Source organism: Janthinobacterium sp. 344, from assembly GCF_900112025.1.
Classification (GTDB): domain Bacteria; phylum Pseudomonadota; class Gammaproteobacteria; order Burkholderiales; family Burkholderiaceae_D; genus Janthinobacterium.
Genome location: NZ_FOKL01000002.1, coordinates 375,554 through 390,358, shown reverse-complemented (window position 1 = coordinate 390,358; position 14,805 = coordinate 375,554). Strand labels below are relative to the sequence as shown.

Below are 14,805 nucleotides of genomic sequence, written 5' to 3'. Positions count from 1 at the left end.
TCAGGCGTCGCGCAGGCGCTGCAGCGACAGGCGGTTCAGATACCAGGTCAGCAGCACGGCGGCCACCGTCAAGCCCGTGACCAGGCCGATCCAGAAACCGGCGGCGGCCATCGGTTCGGCCGGCGACCAGATGAAGCCGGCCGGCGCCAGGCCCAGCACATAGCCGATGGGCAGCGAAAAGCCCCAGAACGCCAGCAGCTGGATCAGCATCGGCTGGCGCGTCACCTTGTAGCCGCGGATCGCGCAGGATGTCGCCACCTGCGTCGCGTCGGACAGCTGGAACAGGGCGGCAAACAGCAGCAGCTGCGCGCACAGCTGCTGCACCTGCGGGTCGGACGTATAGGCTTGCGCGATTTGGTGGCGGAAGACGGTGATCAGGGTGGCCGAGACGATGGCCGCCGTCAGCGACATGGCCACGCCCACCCACGAAATGAAGCGTGCCTTGCGCAGATTGGCTTCGCCCACCGCATGGCCCACGCGCGTGACGAGCGCGATGCCGAAGGTGAGCGGCACCATGAAGACGACGGACGAGAAATTGAGGGCGATCTGGTGCGCCGACACCTGGATCACGCCGAAGCGCGCCACCAGCAGGCTGATGACGCCAAACGCGCTCACCTCGGCAAAATACGTCACGCCGATGGGCAGGCCCAGGCGCAGCATGGGGCCGATGGACGACAGTTGCGGCCCTTCCCAGTGCGTGAACGGGTAGGTGGCGCGGTAGGCGGGGGCGATCCTGATCCAGGCCAGCATGGCCAGCAGCATCATCCACACGCAGCAGGTGGTGGCCACGGCGCAGCCCACGCCGCCCAGTTTCGGCATGCCCCAGTGGCCGTAGATCAGCAGGTAGTTGACGAAAATGTTCAGGGCCAGCGCGGCCAGCGCGATAACCATCACGGGCTTGGTCTGGTTGATGCTGGTGCTGTAGCCGTACAGCGCGCGGTAGGCGGCGAACGGCGGCAGGGCGCAGCTGATGATGTGCACGAACAGCTTGGCCTTGGCGGCCACCGCCGGTTCCAGCATCAGGTGGTCGAACACCAGCGCCGCCATGTTCGTCAGCAGGCACGCCACCAGGCCGACGAGCAGCGCCTTCCACAGCGACTGGCGCACGATGTGCGGCACCTTGTCGTGGCGCGCGGCGCCGATTTCATGCGCCACCAGGGTATTGATGGCCATCATGATGCCGCTGACGGTGACGAGCACGATGGACCAGATGGCCGCGCCCAGCGACACGGCCGCCAGTTCCTCGGGATTCGTATGCCCCGTCATCGCCACGTCGGCCGCGCCCATGCCGACGGTGGCCAGCTGGCCGATCAGGATGGGCCAGGCCAGCTTCCACAGCGAGGAGACTTCATTGCGGATGGCGGGCAGGGTGAACGAGGTAGTGTGGGGCATGGGGAAGCGAGCTTGACTAAACACAGGATTCTACTGATTTTCAGCCCGCTTGTCCGCCGCCGCGCCCCGGCGTGCGGGGCGCGGTAATCATTTGTTACAGCTAAGAAGGGCGGCCGCGGATAGACTGCGCGCTCTATTTGGCAAAATGACCAAATAGTCAACCGCAATATCCTGACTATGGAGCAAGACCATGTTGAAGAAAGCCTTGAACTGCGCCCTGTTGCTGGGCGCCGCCATGACGGCCGAACTGGCCGGCGCCGGCGAACTGACCCTGTATTCGCGCGACGATTATCACGGCCGCTCGCAGACCGTGCGCGACACCGTTGCCGACCTCGAAGATCTGCGTTTCAACGACACGACGCAAAGCATCCGCGTGCGCTCGGGCCGCTGGGAAGCGTGCGAGGACGCCGATTTCCGTGGCGCCTGCTTCCTGCTCGAGGCGGGCGAGTACCCGTCGCTGGATGGCCAGGCCAACAAGATCACGTCGCTGCGCGAAGTGCGCGGCGGCTGGGACGGCCGCCGTGAGCGGGAGCGGGACCGTGAGCGTGAGCGCGGCGATTTGCCCGGGCGCTCGCTGGGCGGCGAGCTGACCTTCTATACGCGCGACGATTTCGCCGGCCGCCGCTTGAGCGTGAGTAACGCTTCCGCCGATTTGCGCGAGCGCGACTTCAACGACACGGTGCAAAGCGTGCGCGTGCGCGCCGGCTATTGGGAAGTGTGCGAGGACGTGGGTTTTCGTGGCCGCTGCCGCATCTTGGCGCCGGGCGAGTACGCGAGCCTGGAGCGCATGAGCAACCGCATCTCGTCGGTGCGCGAAGTGCGCTGACGCGGGGCAGGCAGTAAGGGAGGTGGCAATAACCGGCGCCTGCGGGCCGGTTATTGCTTTTGGTAACAATTTATTGTCCTTTTCTCATACTTTGTTACACCGTTTTTTCTACGCATGGCTACACTGGCATCAGTTGTCATGTCGATCACTTGCCTTTGCCACCACCGGAGACCGCCCCATGAATCGCCCGCTCGCCTTTGCTCTGCTATGTGCCAGTTCGCTGTTTGTCCACCTCGCGGCGCAGGCCGGCGAAATCCGCCTGTATACCGATGACAATTTCAAGGGCAGGGTGGTGGTCTTGCGCGATACGACCGACGACCTGTCGCGCGTCAATTTCAATGACACCGTGTCGAGCATCCAGGTCGGTGCGGGCAGCTGGGAAGTCTGTACGCATGCCGATTTCAAGGGCGATTGCAAGACCCTGGAACGGGGCGACTACCGCTCGATGCCGGGCATGAACGATAAGATTTCCTCCGTGCGCGAAGTCGGCACGGGGCCAGGGAGCGGCGGTGGCGGTGGCGGCGGCGGACGCCGCGCGGCGCTGGAGCTGTTCGCCGATGGCGGCCAGCGCGGCGCGTCGGCCGGCGTGAACTCGGACCGCGACGACCTGGTCGACATCCGCTTCAACGACCGCGCCAGCAGCGCGCGTGTCGAATATGGCTACTGGCAGCTGTGCAGCGATTCCAACTACCGTGGCAGCTGCCGCGTGTTCGGGCCTGGCAGCCACGATGACCTGGGCAGCCTGAATGGACGCGTGTCGTCGGCGCGCCTGGTCGATCCGCGCGAGGAGAACCGGCCGCAAAATGACGAGGGCCTGGTGGTGCTGTATGGCCGCGCGTTCCTGAAGGGACGCGGGCTGCAGGTGAACCGCGACGTGAGCGACCTGGTGCACCTGAACTTCAACGACCAGGCCGAATCCCTCGCCATCAACGAAGGCACCTGGGAAGTGTGCACGGACTCGCAGTTCAACGGCACCTGCGAGCGCATGGGGCCGGGCAAGTATGAAGTGCTGGACACGGCGCTCGACAAGCGCATTTCCTCGCTGCGCCGCCTGTACTGAACGCGTGACCGGGCCTTCGCCGAGGCCTTGTATTTGTTACAATGAGACCCTGGCGTCTTGGCCAGGCAAATCATCACCAAAGAATGAAGAATGGAGTTAATCATGACGGGCCCTTTCAAACACGCGCTGGCATGCGCGGCCACCTTGCTGCTCTCGCTGGGGACCCATGCGGTCGCCCATGCGGGCGATATCACCTTGTTCGAAGACGTTGACCTGCGTGGCCGCGCGGTGAACCTGCGCGAGACGACGGACGACTTGTCGCGCATGGGCTTTAACGACAAGGTGTCGAGCATCCTGGTGCGTTCGGGTACCTGGGATGTGTGTACCGACGCCGGTTTTCGCGGCAATTGCCGCACCCTCGGTCCGGGCGAGTACCGTTCGCTACCGGGCATGAACGACGCCATCAGTTCGGTGCGCGAGTCGGGGCGCGGCGATGGCTACAATCCGGGACGCCCGGGACGCGATCCCGACCGGGGCAATGGCGGCTATGGCCGTGGCTCGACCCTGGAAGTGTATTCGGGCGCCGGCCAGAATGGCGGCTCGGCGCGCCTGAACCGCGATACGGACGATTTCGTCAGCATCGGTTTCAATGACCGCACCACCAGCATTGTCATCTACAACGGCTACTGGCAGTTGTGCAGCGATTCGAACTACAACGGCATGTGCCGCGTGTTCGGGCCTGGCCGCCACGACGACCTGGGACGCGGCCTCGATGGTCGCGTATCGTCGGCGCGCATGGTCGATGAACGCGAAGCGCGGCGCCAGCAGCAGTATGAAAATCAGTACCAGCGGCCGCAATACGAGCAGCCGCAGTATCCGCAATACCAGCAGCCGCAATACCAGCAGCGCGGCGCCATCCTGCTGTTCCCCGATGCGGGCATGCGCGGCGAGCCGCTGGCGCTGGACCGCAACGCGGAGGACCTGGTGCGCTACAACTTCAACGACCGCGCTTCGTCCATCGTCGTCAATGAAGGGCAGTGGGAAGTGTGCAGCGATTCGAATTTCCACGGCCGCTGCGAAGTGATCGGGCCGGGCGAATATGGCCGCCTGAATGGCCTGGAAAACAAGATTTCCTCGCTGCGCCGCGTGCGCTGATCACGCCCCGGCTTCTTGCTGACAGGCCGCCTGCCGGGTGCATCCCGCCAGGCGGTTTTTACATTCCCTGCCGTGTGCTGACATTTGCTTGCCCTTTGTTACACTCGCCGCCTGCCGCCTGGTCTACACTGGCGAAAATGTAATCTGTATTGGAGTTGTCATGGTTCGATCTTTCCGCCCCGCGCTGTTGTGCGTGGCCACCTTCCTTGCCCCTGCCACCGCGTTTGCCGGTGAAATCACCCTGTTCGAGGATGCCGGCTTCCGTGGCCGTCCCGTCACCCTGCGCTCCGACACGGGCGACCTGTCGCGCATGGGTTTCAACGACAAGACCTCCAGCATCATCGTGCGCTCGGGTACCTGGGAAGTGTGCAAGGACGCCAATTACCGCGGCAATTGCCGCACCCTGGGACCGGGCCGCTACAGCAGCATGCCGGGCATGAACGACGCCGTCTCCTCGGCGCGCGAAGTGGGCCGCCCGGGCCATGGCGGCGGCGATCACCGTCCCTATCCGCCGCGCCCTCCGCGTCCGGAACCCGAGCGTCCGCATCCCGGCTATCCTGGCCATGGTGGCGGCCACCGTCCCGATGCCAGCGGTGCGGTGCTGATGTTTCCCGATGCGGGCATGCGCGGCCGGCCCGTGCGCCTGGACCGCGAAGTGCGCGACTTGAGCCATTACGGCTTCAATGACCGCGCCGAATCGATCATCGTCAATTACGGCCGCTGGGAATTCTGCGTCGACGCCAACTTCCGTGGCCGCTGCGTGGTGATGGGGCCGGGCAGCTATGCCCGCCTGCACAATGGGCTGGATCGCCGCATTTCCTCGCTGCGCCGCGTGCGCTGACCCGCCGGCGTGCGCCGTTGTATTGTGCGCACGCTGTTCTTTGACTAATTCGTGTACTCTTCCCACAGGCGGTTCAACCATGGGGAGCAGGCACGGTGGAATACAAGGACTACTACAAGGAACTCGGCGTCGAGAAAACGGCGACCGAGGCCGAGATCAAGAAGGCGTACCGCAAGCTGGTACGCAAATACCATCCCGACGTCAGCAAGGAGCCGGACGCCGACAAGCGCACCAAGGCCCTGAATGAAGCCTACGGCGTGCTGGGCGACCCGGAAAAGCGCGCCGCCTACGATGAACTGGGCCGCAACCAGGGGGCGCAGGGGCAGCCATTCCGCCCGCCGCCGGACTGGGGTTCAGGCTACGAATCGTCGGGCGTCGACGACAGCGATTTCTTTGCCGACCTGTTCGCCCACGTGGGCGGACGGCGCCGCGCCAACAGCAGTTTCCAGATGCAGGGCGAAGACAATCACGCCGCCATCACCATCGATTTGCAGGATAGCTACCAGGGCGCCAAGCGCCACATCATCATGCGCGTGCCCGAAGCGGATGCGCAGGGCCACGTCGTCACGCGCGAACGCACCCTGGAAGTGACGATCCCGAAAGGCGTCACGGAAGGCCAGCAGCTGCGCATGAAGGGCCAGGGCCATCCGGGCAGCGGCGGCGCGCCCGCCGGCGACTTGTACCTGGAAATCCGCTTCCAGCCAGACCCTCGCTACAAGGTGGAAGGGCGCGATGTGTTCGAGACCGTGCCCGTGACGCCATGGGAGGCGGCGCTGGGCGGCGAAATCGCCGTGCCCACGCCATCGGGCACCGTGGCCGTCACCGTGCCGCCCAATTCGCAGACAGGGCGCAAGCTGCGCCTGAAGGGACGCGGCATTCCCGCCGCCCAGCCGGGCGACCTGTACCTGCTGCTGGAAGTGGTGCTGCCGCCGGCGAACGACGCCAAGGCGCGCGAACTGTATGAAACCATGGCGCGCGAGATGGCCTTCAATCCGCGCCAGAAGCTGGGAGCATAAATCATGGCAAACAACGTAATCGGCGAACTGCTCGAAGACCGCGCCCTGAGCCTGGAAGAACTGGCGCGCGCCTGCGCCGTGGAGCCGGACTGGGTGGTGCAGCATGTGCAAACGGGCGTGCTGCTGCAGGATGGCCCGCCGCCCGGGCAATGGACGGCCTGGCGCTTCACCAGCCTGGATCTGGTGCGCGCGCGCCGCCTGCATGAAATCGAATCCGTGTTCGATGCCAACGCGGACCTGGCCGCGCTGGTGGTCGACCTGTCGGAAGAGGTGGCGCGCCTGCGGCGCCGCCTGCGCGTGCTGGGCGCCGAGTAGCCCTTATGCGGGATCGCCGTGCCGCTGCACGGTGATCCTGCCGATATAGAACTGTCCGTCGACGACCACCCGGTGCGGGATGCCGGCCACGTCGAAGCCGGGACCGCCGTCTTCCATCCATTCCTGTGCCAGCGCGTCGAACTGCTGCGGCGTCATGCGCAGCATCTGCGCCGTGATGACGAAGCGCGCGCCTGGTTTTTGCTTGTTGACGAAATCGTCGATGCCGGCCATGTGAATCCTTGTAATGAAAAGTTAACCCAAGTAGAGGCCGGGGTCGGACCCTCAGGGTCCGACCCCAGTGTTTGCCGTTGGGGGGCTAATCATACCTGGGGAAATCGGGGTCAGACCCCCGGACACGTTGGCACGGAGCTTTGCGTTGGCGGTGTCGAGGGTCTGACCCCAGCAGTTGTTTGGGGCTTGCCCACGCATGATACCCGCCCGCTCGCGCCTCTAAAAGACTTGTTCCAGCAGCGGCAGCTGCTCCGCAAAGCGTTCCGCCAGCCACTTGCCCGCCTGGCCCGGCGGCGTGTCGGCGCGCTGGATCAGGTAAATCGGGTAATTCTCTCCATTGTCGACGGCCAGCGGCAGGCGCACCAGCCGTCCCTGCGTCAAATCCTCGCGCACCATCGCTTCGGGCATGTTGCCCCAGCCCAGGCCTGCGCGCAGCAGCGCGTGCTTGGAGCCCAGGTCGCCCAGGCGCCAGTTGCGCAGTCCCAGCACGCCGAAATCCTGGCCTTCCGTCAGGGCGCTGCGGTCGCTGAGCACCAGTTGCACGTGTTCGCGCGCCACGTTTGACGCAATCGGGCTTTCCAGCTGCGCCAGCGCGTGGCTGGGCGCGGCGACGGGAATCAGGCGCACGTGGCCCACGGCCAGGCGCTCGAAGACGCTGGCCGTGGCCGTCATCCAGCCGCCCAGACCCAGATGGCAGCTGCCGTCCATCACCAGCTGCGCCACCGCGCCCATGGCTTCGATGCGCAGGCGCAGGGCGACGGTGGGAAACTGCGCCTGGAACGCCTCCAGTACGCGCACCAGCACGCACGTAGGGAACATCACGTCGACCACCACCGACACTTCCGACTCCAGCCCGCCGGCCAGCGCCTTGGCGCGCGCGCGCATGCTGTCCACCTTCAGGGCCACGGCGCGCGCGTCGGCCAGCAGGGCGCGGCCCGCGTCCGTCAGGGTGGGCTTGCGCTTGCCGCGGTCGAGCAGCACCACGTTCAGCTGCTCTTCCAGGTTGGCGATGGTGTAGCTGATCACCGATTGCGTGCGGTGCAGCTGGCGCGCCGCGTGGGCGAAGCCGCCCGCGTCGATGACGGCGACGAACACGCGCAACTGGTCGAGCGAAGGCTGGCCCGGTTCTCTCATGGCAACTCCCTATCTAGAAATTCGATGCTAACCATTGATATTTATACGGTTTCATCGATGGTAGACCCGAACTATGCTGTATGCAAGGGCTGCGATGCGGCCATTCCCGTCACCCGTTTTCACAGGAGCACTTCATGAGCAAGGTTTTACACATCAATAGCAGCGTGCGCAGCAACGGTTCCCTGTCGCGTCAATTGTCCGGCGAATTCGTCGCCAAACTGGCCGCGCAAGGCGCCAGCGTCGTCGAGCGCGACCTGGCGGCGCAAGCCGTGCCGCACCTGACGGAAGAGGTGATGGGCGCCTTCTTCACGCCGGCCGAGCAGCGCAGCGCGCAGGCGGCAGCGGCCGTGCAGCTGTCCGACACCCTCGTCGATGAATTGCTGGCCGCCGACGTGCTGGTGCTGGCCGCGCCCATGTACAACTTTTCCGTGCCATCGACCCTGAAGGCGTGGATCGACCACGTGGCGCGCGCGGGCCGCACCTTCCAGTACACGGCCACCGGTCCCGTCGGCCTGGCGACGGGCAAGAAAGCGGTGATTTTCACGGCCAGCGGCGGCGTCTACAGCGAAGGTCCGGGCGCCGCGTATGACTACCTGAGCACGTACTTGCGCACGGCGCTGGGTTTCATCGGCATCACCGACATCACGTTCGTGCAAGCCGAAGGCGTGGCCATGGGCGAGGACGCCGTCGCCGGCGCCATTGCCAAGGGCCGCGCCACGATCGAGGCCCTGGCCGCCTGAGCGTGATCCCCGCCTAGTTCCGATGGGGGATTGCCAGCCTGGTCGGGCTGGCATAAGCTTGCCGGCGGCACGCCCCGTGCCAGCCCGGCGAGCCGTTCGCCATGACATCCCCGACAAAGCAGATGGCAAGCGACTATTTCCTGTATCCCCTGCGCCCCTGCGCGCGCCCGCAAGACTTCCCCCACCACGTCAGCAGCAACGAGGAATGGCCGGCATGGCACGCCATCGCCGTTCAGTAGGAGTTGCTCGCGAATAATTTTTTTGCATCGTTTATACTTTCCCTTGCCTGGCAGGCGCTTGCGCCGCCAGCAGGGCGATGTGTATCGTCATGCCTCCTTTTCTTCTGTACCGCGTCATAAAAAAATAGATAGCTGACTTGATTTTCCTGAGCAAGCGCGATTGCATGAATTCCAACCCTACGTCGTGACAGTGTATTGAGACGAGCTGTCCGGCCATGCCAATTTTGGAGCAACCATCGTGCCGATAAAGTATGTTGAGTTTTATGAGGTGAATTACACGGCGGAACCCTTGCGGGGCTGCAAGCTGTGGGGCGCTTACGTCGCCATCTATGCGCCATCGCCCAATCCCATGCACCGCATGAACCTGGTGAAAAAACGCCGCGTCTCGGCCGACCATCAATTTGCGACGGAAGCGGACGCCGTCGCCGAAGCGGGCGAAGTGGCCGTCAAGCTGGTCGAGCGGCGCCGGCGCCGCTACGTCTTCCATCCCTGATGCCACAGCGCGCCATCCTGCAGCGCGCGCCAGGGCAAGGTTTGCACGCGGCGTGTATGCACGGCTTCCAGCACCACGTGCGTGACGGGCGCGTCCGGCGTGTCCGGCGCGCACAGCATGACGACCAGGAAGTGTTTTTCCTTGTCGACGGGCGTGACGGCTGTCCATTTGCTGTTCAGTAATTTGTTTGGACGCAATTCATTGCGATTTGGAAGCTTCATGGCGGCCCCTGAAATGGTGTGATGGCGATGTTGGCATTATCATGCAGGTTCCCGCCACGCACGAGGACCACCATGAAACGCCAGTTGCACCTGCTTGTCATCGATCCGCAAAACGACTTCTGCGATTTGCCGCCCGACTATCTGCCGCCTGGCGCCGCGCCCGCGCTGGCCGTACCCGGCGCCCACGCCGACATGCTGCGCCTGGCGCGGCTGATCCGCGAAGGCGGCGCCGGCCTGGCGCAGATCAGCATCACCCTCGACGCGCACCACCGCTATGACATCGCGCATCCCGCCTTCTGGCGCACGGGCGACGGCGGCGCCGTGGCGCCGTTCACGCAGATCAGCGCGCGGCAGGTGCGCGACCGCCTGTTCCTGCCCGCCGCCAGCGATGCCTTGCCGCGCGCGCTGGCCTACCTCGCTGCGCTGGAGCAGGCGGGGCGCTACCAGTTGATGGTGTGGCCCGTGCACTGCGAGATCGGTTCCTGGGGACAGAACATTCATGCCGATGTGCGCGCCGCCTACAACGACTGGGAAGAAGCGAACCTGCGGGTTGTCGCCAAGCTCAGCAAGGGCTCGAATCCGTGGACCGAGCATTACTCGGCCGTCATGGCGGAAGTGCCTGATGCGCAAGATGCCACCACCCAGCTCAACCGCGCCTTCCTCGACACCTTGCTGCCGGCGCAGCAGATTTACATCGGCGGCGAGGCGGGCAGCCATTGCGTGAAGGCCAGCACGGAGCATATCGCCGACTATCTGCAGGCGCAGCAGGGACCGCAGGCGTTGGCGCGGCTGGTGCTGTTGACCGACTGCATGAGTCCCGTCACGGGCTTCGAGGCGCAGCAGCGCGACTTCCTTGCCGCCATGCGCGAGCGCGGCGCGCGGCTGGCCACGGCGGCCGAGGTGTTGCCGGAATGGCTGGCCAATGCGGACGCTTGAGGGGATTTCTTCAGCGGGCCCTGTCGAAATGCCGGCGGTGGCGTACTATTCTGGCTTCAGGAAGTTGGAGAAAACACACATGACCCCGATAGTGCGCAGTTTGCTGGAAACCGATCTGTATAAATTTACAATGTGGCAAGCATTGCTGCACGGTCATCCGAATACCCATACCGAATACGAATTTGTCTGCCGCAACGCCACGGCCTTTCCCCTGGCCGAGCTGAAGGGCGAGCTGGAAGAACAGCTCGACCACCTGTGCGCGATGTCGTTTGCCGACGACGAGCTGGCTTATCTGCGCACGCTGCGTTTCATGAAGAGCGATTTCGTCGACTTTTTGACGGTGTTCCGCTTCCAGCGCAAGTTCATCGACGTCAGTACCGATGGCGATACCTTGATCGTGCACGCGGCCGGGCCGCAGGTGCACGTGATGGGCTTCGAGATTTTCGTGCTGTACATCATCAACGAACTGTATTTCCGCCGTTTCGACCTCGATGCGGCCATGCGCGAAGGGCGCCACCGCCTGGGCTTGAAAGTGGCGGCCGTGAAGGAATTCGGCAAGCTGCCGCGCCGCAAGCATCCGTTCGAATTTTCGGACTTCGGCGTGCGCCGGCGCTTTTCCGGCGCCTGGCATGACGAGGTGGTGCAGCGCCTGGCGCGCGAAGTGCCCGAGTATTTCAAGGGCACGTCGAATGTCTACCTGGCGAAAAAGCTGGGCATCGTGCCGATCGGCACCATGGCGCATGAATACATGCAATCGTTCCAGTCGTTCGGCGTGCGCCTGCGCGACTTCCAGAAAGCGGCACTGGAAGACTGGGTGCAGGAATACCGTGGCGACCTGGGCATCGCCTTGACGGACGTGGTGGGCATGGATGCCTTCCTGGCCGACTTCGACCTGTATTTCGCCAAGCTGTTCGACGGCTTGCGCCACGATTCGGGCGATCCGGTCGAATGGGGCGAAAAGGCGCTGGCCCACTACGCGGCCCTGCGCATCGACGCCAACACCAAGCGCCTCGTGTTTTCGGACGGACTGGACCTGGACAAGGCCTTTGCCCTGTACCAGCACTTCGCCGACCGCATCATGACGGGCTTTGGCATCGGCACCAATCTGACCAACGACGTCGGCTTGACGCCGCTCAACATCGTCATGAAGCTGGTGCGCTGCAATGGCCAGTCCGTGGCGAAACTGTCGGACTCGCCAGGCAAGACCCTGTGCAAGGATGAGACTTTCCTCGCCTATCTGCGGCAAGTGTTCCACCATCCTGCCGTCTGAGCGGCTGGCGCCGGCTTGATGACGTCAAGCTGGCATCTGGCATCTGGCGCAGGTCGGATTGGCGCGGCAACGCCGCGCGTAAGCCGACAAAGCCGCGCTCCAAGCCGCGCTCAAATGCGGCGGGCTGTGCCCGGGGGGATTTGAAAACCCCGCTTAAAACCCCGTCACCACCGTGTTCATGTGCTCCACCTGCGGCGGCGCGGCGAAAAACTCGCCGACCAAGGCACGCCAGGCCTGGAAGTCGTCGCTGCCGCGGAAATGCACGGTATGGTCTTCCAGGGTCGTCCAGCCCACCACCAGGCGGTAGGCGTCGCCGTTTTCGATCGAGCGTTCCAGGCGCATCGATTCGCAGCCGCGTGCGCGCTGGAACAGGGGCACGGCTTTGGTCACGGCCGCTTCGAACGCGTCGTGCGTGGCCGGTTTGATGTGGATGTGGGCAATTTCAAAAATCATGGCGAGTTCCGCTGTGGAATGAAGGAACGCTGATCTTGCCATAATTCGGCGCCGCAGGGGAGGGCGGGCCCAGCGCACTGCCCGCCGCTGCCATTGCCGTTATTGCCGCTGTTGCCCGTTATTGCCGCTGTTGCCCGCGATCGCCATGCTGCGCGCGCTTGCCGCCGACACTGCCGCCGTCCTTGCCACCAGCATGGCTGGCCGTGCGCTGTTCGATGTCGCTGCCACCCCACTGCTGCACGATGGTGTGTGCGCGTTCGGCTTCGCCCGCATGGCGCAGGGCGACGACGAGGCGGAACATGCCGCGCCAGGCCGCCTTGCCTTGCAAGGAACCCGCTTCATCGCCCACCGTGTCGAGTTCCACCGCGTTCGTGGGAAAACCCTGTTCCAGCAGGGCGCTGCGGGCCTGCTGCGCATCGGTCAAATGATCGAAGATGCGGATCAGGACGGGAGGGGCGAGGGTGCTCATGGCCGGGCTTTCCAGAGGTGTCGTCTGAATTTGACCTATGAGCCTTTAAATAATTCTGCCTCAGCCTCTAAATTCCTGCATTAAGGCGCAAAAGTTTGATAAATATCCAGTATGGTTGCCAAGTCGCGCTAAGATACGCCTTGCGGTGCATCGGGCAGGCGGGATGCGGGATCAATCTTTCATAGGAGAACCAAATGGCAGCGAAGAAAATTCTGTTTTTGACCGGCGATTTTGCAGAAGATTATGAAACGATGGTGCCATTTCAGGCCCTGCTGATGCTGGGCCATGCCGTGCATGCCGTCTGCCCCGGCAAGAAAAGCGGCGAGACGATCAAGACGGCCATCCACGATTTCGAGGGCGACCAGACCTACACGGAAAAGCCGGGCCACCTGTTTACCCTGAATGCCAGCTTCGACGAGATCGATCCGGCCGACTATGACGCCGTGATGATCGCCGGCGGCCGCGCCCCCGAATACCTGCGCCTGAACGAGAAAGTCATCGCCGCCGTGCGCCATTTCGCCGCAGCGGGCAAGCCCGTCGCCGCCGTCTGCCACGGCGCGCAATTGCTGGCCGCCGCCGATGTCATCCGCGGCAAGCGCATTTCCGCCTATCCCGCCTGCGCGCCGGAAGTGAAACTGGCGGGCGGCACGTATGCCGACATCGCCGTCACGGACGCCGTCACGGATGGCCAGTTCGTCACGGCGCCCGCCTGGCCCGCGCATCCGGCGTGGCTGGCGCAGTTCGTCAAGCTGCTGGGTACCGAGATCCATTTATAATCTTGTCTGCCCGGCGCGCCGCAGTGGCGCTAGCCGGGCGTATCACTTTTCAGATTCGAGTTTTTCATGCAAGCGCCGCGCAGTCATTCTTCCCGCAAACAACTCCCCGCTTCGCGCTGGCGCCAGCGCCGCCTGGCGCAATCGTCCGGCCTGAGCGCCGCGCAGGAGCGCCAGCTGGCCACCCTGCACGAGATTTCCACCCTGCTGGCGGGACAGCACGCCATCGACGCCCTGTGCCGCGGCTTTTTGCGCCACGTGATGCAGTTCGCGCAGGCCGAAGGCGGCACCGTGCGCATTCTCGATCCGCAGCAGGATACCGTGCACATGATCGTGCATGAGGGCATTTCCGACGCCATGGTGGAAGAGGAACACTGCATCCGCAACAACGATTGCCTGTGCGGCGCGGCCGTGGCGCAGGGCGTGATCCAGATCCGCGATTTCCGCCAGGTCGATGCGCTGCAGCGCTACCGTTGCCAGGACGAGGGTTTCATCGCCATCGCCGTGTTTCCCATCCTCGCGCGCGAGCAGGTGGTGGGCAGCTTTTCGCTGCACTTTGCGCGCCCGCAAGCCGTGCATGCGCAGCAGCAGGGCTGGCTGGAAACGCTGGGCCAGAGCCTGGGCATCGCCATTGAAAACCAGCGCCTGATCGCGCGCGAAAAGGAATTCGCCGTGGCGCGCGAACGCAGCCTGCTGGCCGAGGGCTTGCACGACAGCATCGCGCAAAGCCTGAACTTCATCAGCCTGCAAGTGCAGATGCTCGACGATTCCGTGCGCCGTGGCCAGCTCGACGAGGCGGCCGAAGTACTGCCGCTGATGCGCATGGGCGTCGAGCAAAGCTACCAGGACGTGCGCGAGCTGCTGGTCAATTTCCGCACGCGCTGGCACGGCAGCGACCTGGAAAGCAAGCTGGCGGAAGTGCTGGCCAAGTTCGAGCTGCAGACGGGCGTGGCGGGCACCCTGGAGATGAGCGGCAATGGCGCGCCGCTGGCGCCCGAGCAGCAGCTGCAGATCCTGTTCATCGTGCAGGAGGCGCTGTCGAATATCCGCAAGCATGCGCAGGCCGGCAACGTGGCGCTGCGCGTGGAGAACGGCCGCGATTTTGCGCTGCAGGTGCGCGACGATGGCGAAGGGTTTGCCGCCAATGTGCGCGACAAGAAAACGGAATTGCAGATCGGCTTGCGTATCATGCAGGAGCGGGCCGAGCGGCTGGGCGCGCAATTCGCCATCGACAGCACGCCCGGTGGCGGCACGACGATCTCGCTGGCCCTGCCGGAAGCCCGGCGCCAGGCCGCGTAACA

Annotated in this window: 19 protein-coding genes; 13 read left to right on the top strand and 6 right to left on the bottom strand. The window is 64.4% G+C overall.

Annotated elements, in window-relative coordinates:
• The gene (locus BM193_RS08000; RefSeq protein ID WP_092798352.1) at window positions 1-1,392 is read right to left on the bottom strand and encodes an MATE family efflux transporter; all 1,392 of its coding nucleotides are present in this window, start codon (window positions 1,390-1,392) and stop codon (window positions 1-3) included.
• 190 nt (window positions 1,393-1,582) lie between these two features.
• Here BM193_RS08000 and BM193_RS07995 point away from each other — a divergent pair, with 190 nt between their 5' ends.
• The 6 genes from BM193_RS07995 to BM193_RS07970 all read left to right on the top strand — a co-directional run bounded on the left by BM193_RS07995 (window position 1,583) and on the right by BM193_RS07970 (window position 6,545).
• On the top strand, window positions 1,583-2,218 hold the full coding sequence (locus BM193_RS07995) for a beta/gamma crystallin family protein (RefSeq protein ID WP_092798353.1): 636 nt from the start codon (window positions 1,583-1,585) through the stop codon (window positions 2,216-2,218).
• A gap of 178 nt (window positions 2,219-2,396) precedes the next feature.
• Window positions 2,397-3,278, top strand: a complete 882-nt coding sequence (locus BM193_RS07990; RefSeq protein ID WP_092798354.1) for a beta/gamma crystallin-related protein — start codon at window positions 2,397-2,399, stop codon at window positions 3,276-3,278.
• Between the two features lie 102 nt (window positions 3,279-3,380).
• Entirely contained in the window at window positions 3,381-4,373 is a 993-nt protein-coding gene (locus BM193_RS07985; RefSeq protein ID WP_175533200.1) for a beta/gamma crystallin-related protein, read from the top strand.
• A gap of 160 nt (window positions 4,374-4,533) precedes the next feature.
• The gene (locus BM193_RS07980) at window positions 4,534-5,214 is read left to right on the top strand and encodes a beta/gamma crystallin-related protein (protein WP_092798356.1); all 681 of its coding nucleotides are present in this window, start codon (window positions 4,534-4,536) and stop codon (window positions 5,212-5,214) included.
• 95 nt (window positions 5,215-5,309) lie between these two features.
• Window positions 5,310-6,230 (top strand): DnaJ C-terminal domain-containing protein, encoded by a 921-nt coding sequence (locus tag BM193_RS07975; RefSeq protein ID WP_092798357.1) that lies wholly within the window; start codon window positions 5,310-5,312, stop codon window positions 6,228-6,230.
• Window positions 6,231-6,233: 3 nt separating this feature from the next.
• Window positions 6,234-6,545: a MerR family transcriptional regulator gene (locus BM193_RS07970; protein WP_092798358.1), complete on the top strand. Its 312-nt coding sequence runs from the start codon at window positions 6,234-6,236 to the stop codon at window positions 6,543-6,545.
• A gap of 3 nt (window positions 6,546-6,548) precedes the next feature.
• On the opposite strand, the gene BM193_RS07965 is transcribed toward BM193_RS07970, so the two are convergent.
• Window positions 6,549-6,776: a hypothetical protein gene (locus BM193_RS07965; RefSeq protein ID WP_092798359.1), complete on the bottom strand. Its 228-nt coding sequence runs from the start codon at window positions 6,774-6,776 to the stop codon at window positions 6,549-6,551.
• A 219-nt stretch (window positions 6,777-6,995) separates the two neighbouring features.
• On the bottom strand, window positions 6,996-7,910 hold the full coding sequence (locus BM193_RS07960) for a LysR family transcriptional regulator (protein WP_092798360.1): 915 nt from the start codon (window positions 7,908-7,910) through the stop codon (window positions 6,996-6,998).
• A gap of 134 nt (window positions 7,911-8,044) precedes the next feature.
• Between BM193_RS07960 and BM193_RS07955 the strand changes: the two genes are divergently transcribed.
• The 3 genes from BM193_RS07955 to BM193_RS07945 all read left to right on the top strand — a co-directional run bounded on the left by BM193_RS07955 (window position 8,045) and on the right by BM193_RS07945 (window position 9,382).
• Complete coding sequence (locus tag BM193_RS07955) at window positions 8,045-8,650, top strand: FMN-dependent NADH-azoreductase (RefSeq protein WP_092798361.1); 606 nt, start codon at window positions 8,045-8,047, stop codon at window positions 8,648-8,650.
• Window positions 8,651-8,751: 101 nt separating this feature from the next.
• Window positions 8,752-8,889: a hypothetical protein gene (locus tag BM193_RS28715; RefSeq protein WP_175533199.1), complete on the top strand. Its 138-nt coding sequence runs from the start codon at window positions 8,752-8,754 to the stop codon at window positions 8,887-8,889.
• Window positions 8,890-9,127: 238 nt separating this feature from the next.
• The gene (locus BM193_RS07945) at window positions 9,128-9,382 is read left to right on the top strand and encodes a hypothetical protein (RefSeq protein ID WP_092798362.1); all 255 of its coding nucleotides are present in this window, start codon (window positions 9,128-9,130) and stop codon (window positions 9,380-9,382) included.
• On the opposite strand, the gene BM193_RS07940 is transcribed toward BM193_RS07945, so the two are convergent.
• Window positions 9,364-9,603 carry a TIGR02450 family Trp-rich protein gene (locus tag BM193_RS07940; RefSeq protein WP_092798363.1) on the bottom strand — a complete coding sequence of 80 codons (240 nt, stop codon included), beginning with the start codon at window positions 9,601-9,603 and terminating at the stop codon, window positions 9,364-9,366. The two genes, BM193_RS07945 and BM193_RS07940, sit on opposite strands and share 19 nt — an antisense overlap.
• A gap of 72 nt (window positions 9,604-9,675) precedes the next feature.
• Here BM193_RS07940 and BM193_RS07935 point away from each other — a divergent pair, with 72 nt between their 5' ends.
• Window positions 9,676-10,539: a cysteine hydrolase family protein gene (locus BM193_RS07935; RefSeq protein WP_092798364.1), complete on the top strand. Its 864-nt coding sequence runs from the start codon at window positions 9,676-9,678 to the stop codon at window positions 10,537-10,539.
• 79 nt (window positions 10,540-10,618) lie between these two features.
• On the top strand, window positions 10,619-11,809 hold the full coding sequence (gene pncB, locus BM193_RS07930; RefSeq protein ID WP_092798365.1) for a nicotinate phosphoribosyltransferase: 1,191 nt from the start codon (window positions 10,619-10,621) through the stop codon (window positions 11,807-11,809).
• A gap of 153 nt (window positions 11,810-11,962) precedes the next feature.
• Here pncB and BM193_RS07925 read toward each other — a convergent pair whose 3' ends face one another.
• Window positions 11,963-12,262 (bottom strand): antibiotic biosynthesis monooxygenase family protein, encoded by a 300-nt coding sequence (locus tag BM193_RS07925; RefSeq protein ID WP_092798366.1) that lies wholly within the window; start codon window positions 12,260-12,262, stop codon window positions 11,963-11,965.
• 118 nt (window positions 12,263-12,380) lie between these two features.
• Window positions 12,381-12,731, bottom strand: a complete 351-nt coding sequence (locus BM193_RS07920; RefSeq protein ID WP_092798367.1) for a hypothetical protein — start codon at window positions 12,729-12,731, stop codon at window positions 12,381-12,383.
• Window positions 12,732-12,925: 194 nt separating this feature from the next.
• On the opposite strand from BM193_RS07920, the gene BM193_RS07915 reads away from it, so the two are divergent.
• Both BM193_RS07915 and BM193_RS07910 read left to right on the top strand, forming a co-directional pair.
• A complete protein-coding gene (locus BM193_RS07915; RefSeq protein WP_092798368.1) occupies window positions 12,926-13,507 on the top strand; it encodes a DJ-1/PfpI family protein in 582 nt (193 codons plus the stop codon).
• A 66-nt stretch (window positions 13,508-13,573) separates the two neighbouring features.
• Window positions 13,574-14,803, top strand: a complete 1,230-nt coding sequence (locus BM193_RS07910; RefSeq protein WP_092798369.1) for a GAF domain-containing sensor histidine kinase — start codon at window positions 13,574-13,576, stop codon at window positions 14,801-14,803.
• Window positions 14,804-14,805: the final 2 nt, after the last annotated feature.

Excerpts from the sequence above, each read along its gene's own strand:
- BM193_RS08000 (WP_092798352.1), bottom strand. The coding sequence starts at position 1,392 with ATGCCCCACACTACCTCGTTCACCCTGCCCGCCATCCGCAATGAAGTC.
- BM193_RS07995 (WP_092798353.1), top strand. The coding sequence starts at position 1,583 with ATGTTGAAGAAAGCCTTGAACTGCGCCCTGTTGCTGGGCGCCGCCATG.
- BM193_RS07990 (WP_092798354.1), top strand. The coding sequence starts at position 2,397 with ATGAATCGCCCGCTCGCCTTTGCTCTGCTATGTGCCAGTTCGCTGTTT.
- BM193_RS07985 (WP_175533200.1), top strand. The coding sequence starts at position 3,381 with ATGACGGGCCCTTTCAAACACGCGCTGGCATGCGCGGCCACCTTGCTG.
- BM193_RS07980 (WP_092798356.1), top strand. The coding sequence starts at position 4,534 with ATGGTTCGATCTTTCCGCCCCGCGCTGTTGTGCGTGGCCACCTTCCTT.
- BM193_RS07970 (WP_092798358.1), top strand. The coding sequence starts at position 6,234 with ATGGCAAACAACGTAATCGGCGAACTGCTCGAAGACCGCGCCCTGAGC.
- BM193_RS07965 (WP_092798359.1), bottom strand. The coding sequence starts at position 6,776 with ATGGCCGGCATCGACGATTTCGTCAACAAGCAAAAACCAGGCGCGCGC.
- BM193_RS07960 (WP_092798360.1), bottom strand. The coding sequence starts at position 7,910 with ATGAGAGAACCGGGCCAGCCTTCGCTCGACCAGTTGCGCGTGTTCGTC.
- BM193_RS07955 (WP_092798361.1), top strand. The coding sequence starts at position 8,045 with ATGAGCAAGGTTTTACACATCAATAGCAGCGTGCGCAGCAACGGTTCC.
- BM193_RS28715 (WP_175533199.1), top strand. The coding sequence starts at position 8,752 with ATGACATCCCCGACAAAGCAGATGGCAAGCGACTATTTCCTGTATCCC.
- BM193_RS07940 (WP_092798363.1), bottom strand. The coding sequence starts at position 9,603 with ATGAAGCTTCCAAATCGCAATGAATTGCGTCCAAACAAATTACTGAAC.
- BM193_RS07935 (WP_092798364.1), top strand. The coding sequence starts at position 9,676 with ATGAAACGCCAGTTGCACCTGCTTGTCATCGATCCGCAAAACGACTTC.
- pncB (WP_092798365.1), top strand. The coding sequence starts at position 10,619 with ATGACCCCGATAGTGCGCAGTTTGCTGGAAACCGATCTGTATAAATTT.
- BM193_RS07925 (WP_092798366.1), bottom strand. The coding sequence starts at position 12,262 with ATGATTTTTGAAATTGCCCACATCCACATCAAACCGGCCACGCACGAC.
- BM193_RS07920 (WP_092798367.1), bottom strand. The coding sequence starts at position 12,731 with ATGAGCACCCTCGCCCCTCCCGTCCTGATCCGCATCTTCGATCATTTG.
- BM193_RS07915 (WP_092798368.1), top strand. The coding sequence starts at position 12,926 with ATGGCAGCGAAGAAAATTCTGTTTTTGACCGGCGATTTTGCAGAAGAT.
- BM193_RS07910 (WP_092798369.1), top strand. The coding sequence starts at position 13,574 with ATGCAAGCGCCGCGCAGTCATTCTTCCCGCAAACAACTCCCCGCTTCG.